Genomic DNA, 5036 nt, shown 5'->3' on the forward strand with positions numbered 1-5036 from the left:
GCCAATGTCGCCGTAGCGTGCGGGTCATGCCAACTTCGGGAGTTGTCACTCCCTGAAAAACGACTTAACCGAACCATAAAAGGGAAATCCGGCCAAGACTGTCACTGATTCAGGTATTATTGCAAAATTTTAGCAAAATGCTATTTGTCACACTATGCGCGGCAGACGTTATGGATGCGTATTTTATATCACAGCTCGATTTCATAATTTCACAGCTGTTCTTGTGCATGAATTCACCACCTTCGATTGAGTTGGTTCGCCATCTAGGATAAAGACATATTTTATGCAAAAGATTGACCTCGCCACATACAAGCGCAGGGGAATGCTTGAGGCCTTTAAGGATCGTGATATTCCTTTTTTTTCAACGACCAGTCATGTTGACATAACAAATCTCAAGAAATTTATAGATAGCCATAAGAGTGGGTTTTTTCTGGCAATTAGCTTTTTAATAACAAAATCCGTTAATCTTATACCGGAATTGCGACATAGAATAATCGATGGTGACTTGTTTGAATTTAGCAGAGTTGATCCAGGATATACCGTGTTGCTGGATGACGAAACATTCTCATTTTGCGATTCAAGCTATGTAGATTCTTTTAAAGCGTATAGCGAATTATCAGCAGCTAAAATCAAAGCGGTCAAGGACTGCCCCGATCATGGTTTTGAAGAAAAACACCATATGTTTTTCATCACCAATATACCTTGGTTTAGCTTCACCTCGATTGTTCACCCGTATGATAAAAAATATGGCTATATTCCAGTGATTGCGATTGGGAAATATTTCAAAGAAGGCGACAAGCTGTTAGTCCCTATTGGAATCCAAGTTCATCACGGATTAGTTGATGGTATTCATGTCGGAAAATTTTACCAAAATCTGTCGAATATGTGTTATAGTCCAGAAGTATGGTTGGCGTAGGCAGTTCGACACTCGAATTAACGTGATTTTTTACGACTGAGGTCTTTAATGAGCAAAACACTTGTACAGATGACAGCTGAAATTATCCAGTCCCAGATAACCAGCAAGCAGATGAGCACCGATGAAATCAAAGCTGCTCTGAACGAAACCTTTCAAGCTCTTAAATCACTTCAAGATGCCGAAGCGGGTGGGATGATTGAGACTGAAGCGGAAGCGGCTAGTCCAGTGGTCGATCCTAAAAAATCCATCCAGAAAAACAAGATCGTCTGCCTAGAGTGCGGCCAAGAGTTCAAGATGCTGTCCCCTAAGCATCTGAAGTCTCATGGACTTGATTCAAAAGTATATCGCAAAAAGTACGGCTTTTCCGCCAGGCAACCGCTTTGCGCAAAAGCCCTTTCCGAGAAACGGTCTGCATCAGGGAAGGAACGCGGCATTCCGGCCAACCTCCAAAAAGCCATAGTCGCCCGAACCAAGAAAAAACCCGTTGCGGACGAGTCGAAATAATGAGAATTTCGCTGTAATGAACAAGAAGAACGTCACGCGAAAAGAATTAGCACTCTCGGTCACTGAAAAGCTGGGTGTTTCTCAGCGGAACGCAGCGGAAATCGTCGATACCGTCTTTGCGACCTTGAAAAACACCCTGATCAATGGAGAATCAATCAAGCTGGTCCAATTTGGCGCCTTGAATGTCCGAGATAAAACCCCTCGCCGGGGCCGGAATCCAAAAACCGGGGAGTCCATGATCATTTCGAAGCGGCAGATGATCACTTTTCGTCCCAGCAAACAGTTGCGCGAAAAGTTGAATACCTGAAGCCAGAAATCAATTCATCCGGTCACCGTGCCCTTTATGCTTGCTTGACATAATGTAAAGCTGTGCAGTACATTTCTTTCCATGAACAGTGAACAAAGGTTTCCGCAGCCCCAGCAACCGTCTGAACTCACGCCCCGGCAGCGCGCGTTTTTTGAGTACCTGTGCAACCGGACATGCAACGGCCAGAGCACGCCAAGCCTGCGCCAGGCCGCCGAGGACCTGGGCGTCAGCCATACGGCCGTGGCCAGTATGCTGCAGTCGCTGCAGGAAAAGGGGTGGATTCGGCGCGAGGGCCGTTACAGCCGCAGCATTGAGTTGCTGGGCGGAGGGCTTTTAGAGCGGGCGCCAACCGGCCGGCCGGTGCCGATTATCGGCCGGGTGGCTGCTGGTTTGCCGCTCTATGCCCAGCAGGAGTGGGCGGGCAGCGTGCTGGTTGACGCCGCCGTTTTTCGCGGCGAGCATCTGTTTGCGCTGCGGGTGCAGGGAGATTCCATGATCAAGGCCGGCATCCTTGGCGGCGATCTCGCCATCTGCGAACCCCGCCAGTTTGCGGCCAGCGGCGAGATTGTGGTGGCACTGGTCAACAGCGAAGAGGCCACGGTCAAACGGTTTTATTATCTAGGCGACCGCATCGAACTCCGGCCCGAGAACGACGCCTATCCGGTCATGCGCTACGGTCTGGGCGAGGTGCTGATCCAGGGCAAGGTGATCGGCATTCAGCGCGGTCCCGAGCAGATGGCGGCGCTCTGAAGTCAACCGGCGCATGGATTCGTCTCCTGTGTACATCGGCGCTTGCGGTTTCTCCTATCCCGAGTGGATCGAGGCCGGCGTCTACCCGGCGGGCACGCGGTCGGCGGAGATGCTGGGACTGTACAGCCAAATTTTCCCGGTGGTGGAGCTGAACTACACCTGGTATCAGATGATCCGGGCCGAGACCGTGGAACGGATGCTGGCCAGCCATCGCGACCTGCTGTTCTGCGCCAAGCTCACCCGCACCATGACCCATGAAATTGCCGAGGACTGGCGCGCCCAGGCGGCGTTGTATCGCCAGGGCGCCCAGCCTTTGCTGGACAGCGGCCGGCTGCTCAGCGTGCTGGTGCAGCTGCCGCCCTTTTTCCGCCGCACTCCGGATAATCGGACCTACCTGGCCCATCTCCTGGATTGTCTGCACCCGCTGCCGCTGACCGTGGAGTTCCGCCACCGCTCTTGGGCCAGAGACAGCGTGTTTCAGGGGCTGGAGGCGCGGCGGGTCACCCTGGCGAGCGTCGACGCGCCGCCCCTGCCCGATCTTTTTCCTGCCCTGGACGTGGTCACTAACCCGCATCTTTCCTATCTCCGCCTGCACGGCCGCAATCTGGCCGGCTGGCGTTCCGGCAACAAACAGCAGCAGTTTGACTACAACTACCGCGAAGACGAACTCGCTCAGTGGAGCCGGGAGCGCATCCCGGCGATGCGCGCCGCCTGCGACGCGGGCGTCGTGCTCTTCAACAACCATGTGGCCGGGCAGGCGGTGCACAACGCCCAAACCATGGGACGCCTGATTGTTTGATCCGATTGCAATGTACAGTTTAACTTTACATTAACTGTACATTACCCTATCATACCTCCATGGAACGGAGGATCATTCATCTCAACATTGCCGATTTCAGCGTGGCTGTGGAACGGCTGCTCGACAGCAGTCTGAAAAGCAGGGCGCTGATCATTGCCGAGCCTTCGCCGCGCGCCGTGGTCCACGACATGAGCGACGAGGCCTATGCCGAGGGGGTGCGTAAGGGCATGCTGCTCAATGCGGCCCGCAACCGCTGTCACAGCGCCCTGGTGCTGCCGCCCCGGCCTGAACAGTACCGGAAGGCGCTGGAACGGTGCGTGGAGCACGCGCGCCATTACACACCCCTAGTGGAGCGCTCCAGCGGAGCCGGCCACCTCTATCTGGACGTGACCGGCACGCACCGGCTGTTCGGGCCGCCGCCGGACATCGGCTGGCGACTGCGCAACACTCTGCGGCGGGATCTGGGCCTTGACCCCATCTGGTCGGCGGCGCCCAACAAGCTGGTGGCCAAGGTGGCCAGTCGGCTGGTCAAGCCGCGCGGCGAGTACATCGTGGCCGGCGGCGAGGAGACGGCCTTTCTCGCGCCGCTGCCGTTGCACCTGCTGCCCGGCGTTTCGGTCGTCGACCTGACCCGCTTGCGGCACGTCAACATCTGCCGGGTGCATCAGGCGGCCGCGCTTTCGGTGCAGGAACTGAGCGTGCTCTGTGATCACCGCGCCCGTTTTCTCTACCAGTCGGTGCGGGGGATTGATCCCAGCCCGGTGCAGCCCGCGGGCGTCCCAGGTTCGGAGTTCGTCTATTGCCACGTCTTTGCCCCGGACGCCAACCAGGAACCGGTGGTGCGCGCCGCCCTGACCACGCTTGTCCAGCAGGCCGGATACGGGCTGCGCGAACGCGGCCTGGGCTGCCGGCGGGTGGGGGTTTCCCTGGTCTACACCGACGGCGTTCAGCTGACCCGGCAGGCGGTGGCCAAAACGCCGGCGGCCGACGATCAGGCCCTGCAGCACCTGGCCCTGACCGCCCTCTACCGCGTCTGGCAGCGGCGGGTGCGGGTGCGCCAGCTGGTCCTGAGCTGTTCGCAGCTGCAGCATCCGGTGCAGCAGTTGTCCCTGTTTGCGGCTGTTGATCGCAGCCGCGAGCGCAACCGCCAGATCAGCGAGGCCTGCGACGCCATCCGCACCCGTTGCGGCGCCGCCGCCATCTATCGCGGCAGCCAGGGACCGCTGATTGCCGGCGCGCAGTTGTCGCCGTGATCGGCCTTGGTCTCCATTCCCATTTTTCGCTGATGCAGGCCACGCCGAGCCCCGACGCACTCTGCCGGACGGCCCGGCAAGCGGGCTACAGCACCCTGGCCCTGACCGACTGCAACAACCTCTACGGACTCTGGCCGTTTCTCAGCGCCTGCGAAGAACACGGGATGACGCCGATCATCGGCGCCGAAGCGCGCACCCGCACGCAACGGCTCTTTTGCCTGGTCAAGGATCGGACCGGCTACCGCAACCTCTGCCGCCTGCTCACCGCGCGGCACTGCGACCCGGACTTTGACCTGGCCGACGCCCTGAACACCCGCCATCAGGGGTTGATCCTGCTGGCCGCCGACCAAGGGCTGCTGGGCCATTGCCGGGAGATCGGGGCCGACGCGGCCGCCGCCCTGACCGGCGGGGTTAATCAGCACAACAGCGACCTGCGGCGGACGGCCCGCGCCCTAGATCTTCCCGCCGTGGCCGTGCAGGACAGCTTTTTCCTCGCCCCCGAGGACT

The 5036-nt window shown here is 57.9% G+C and carries 7 protein-coding genes; all 7 read left to right on the top strand.

Annotated features, from left to right (window positions below; genetic code table 11):
- Nucleotides 1–283: 283 nt before the first annotated feature.
- Nucleotides 284–916, top strand: a complete 633-nt coding sequence (locus RCH93_RS00035) for a chloramphenicol acetyltransferase (RefSeq protein WP_306545859.1) — start codon at nucleotides 284–286, stop codon at nucleotides 914–916.
- Nucleotides 917–964: 48 nt separating this feature from the next.
- Nucleotides 965–1420, top strand: a complete 456-nt coding sequence (locus tag RCH93_RS00040) for a MucR family transcriptional regulator (RefSeq protein ID WP_306545861.1) — start codon at nucleotides 965–967, stop codon at nucleotides 1418–1420.
- A 16-nt stretch (nucleotides 1421–1436) separates the two neighbouring features.
- Nucleotides 1437–1727, top strand: coding sequence for an integration host factor subunit alpha (locus tag RCH93_RS00045; protein ID WP_306545862.1), 291 nt, complete (start codon nucleotides 1437–1439; stop codon nucleotides 1725–1727).
- Nucleotides 1728–1808: 81 nt separating this feature from the next.
- Nucleotides 1809–2477, top strand: a complete 669-nt coding sequence (gene lexA, locus RCH93_RS00050; protein ID WP_306545864.1) for a transcriptional repressor LexA — start codon at nucleotides 1809–1811, stop codon at nucleotides 2475–2477.
- Between the two features lie 13 nt (nucleotides 2478–2490).
- Nucleotides 2491–3276: a DUF72 domain-containing protein gene (locus RCH93_RS00055; RefSeq protein WP_306545866.1), complete on the top strand. Its 786-nt coding sequence runs from the start codon at nucleotides 2491–2493 to the stop codon at nucleotides 3274–3276.
- A gap of 59 nt (nucleotides 3277–3335) precedes the next feature.
- The gene (locus RCH93_RS00060; protein ID WP_306545868.1) at nucleotides 3336–4529 is read left to right on the top strand and encodes a hypothetical protein; all 1194 of its coding nucleotides are present in this window, start codon (nucleotides 3336–3338) and stop codon (nucleotides 4527–4529) included.
- On the top strand, nucleotides 4526–5036 hold a 511-nt coding region (locus RCH93_RS00065; protein ID WP_306545870.1), incomplete at its 3' end, for a PHP domain-containing protein. The genes RCH93_RS00060 and RCH93_RS00065, both read left to right, overlap by 4 nt.

It is taken from the genome of Desulfobulbus sp. (assembly GCF_030824455.1).
GTDB lineage: Bacteria > Desulfobacterota > Desulfobulbia > Desulfobulbales > Desulfobulbaceae > Desulfobulbus.

Excerpts from the sequence above, each read along its gene's own strand:
- RCH93_RS00035 (WP_306545859.1), top strand. The coding sequence starts at position 284 with ATGCAAAAGATTGACCTCGCCACATACAAGCGCAGGGGAATGCTTGAG.
- RCH93_RS00040 (WP_306545861.1), top strand. The coding sequence starts at position 965 with ATGAGCAAAACACTTGTACAGATGACAGCTGAAATTATCCAGTCCCAG.
- RCH93_RS00045 (WP_306545862.1), top strand. The coding sequence starts at position 1,437 with ATGAACAAGAAGAACGTCACGCGAAAAGAATTAGCACTCTCGGTCACT.
- lexA (WP_306545864.1), top strand. The coding sequence starts at position 1,809 with ATGAACAGTGAACAAAGGTTTCCGCAGCCCCAGCAACCGTCTGAACTC.
- RCH93_RS00055 (WP_306545866.1), top strand. The coding sequence starts at position 2,491 with ATGGATTCGTCTCCTGTGTACATCGGCGCTTGCGGTTTCTCCTATCCC.
- RCH93_RS00060 (WP_306545868.1), top strand. The coding sequence starts at position 3,336 with ATGGAACGGAGGATCATTCATCTCAACATTGCCGATTTCAGCGTGGCT.